Annotated in this window: 1 protein-coding gene; it reads right to left on the reverse strand. The window is 65.4% G+C overall.

Annotated features, from left to right (window positions below; translation table 11 throughout):
* Window positions 1-257 (reverse strand): hypothetical protein (locus ACLJNW_RS26455; RefSeq protein ID WP_410961546.1); only part of this gene is annotated, 257 nt, incomplete at both ends.

Genomic DNA, 257 nt, shown 5'->3' on the forward strand with positions numbered 1-257 from the left:
GGTCGAACATCGGCAGTTCATGGGCTTCGACGAACAGTACCTTGGCACCTTCGGCGGTCTTCCATTCCTGGATGTCCAGCTTGCGATGGACCGGCGCCTGCTTGGCGACGTCCTTCAGCGACTGCAACTGGTTTTCCTCGACCGCCGCGGCATGGGCCGCTGCCGGGGTCTGGGGGGGACGCGCGACGAAATAGGCCAGCGCGGCCAGCAACGCGATGACGATCAGGCCGAGCAGGCCATAACGCAGCCCTGTGCGC

The sequence above is a fragment of the Salmonella sp. SAL4457 genome (genome assembly GCF_046548235.1).
GTDB lineage: Bacteria > Pseudomonadota > Gammaproteobacteria > Enterobacterales > Enterobacteriaceae > Salmonella > Salmonella enterica.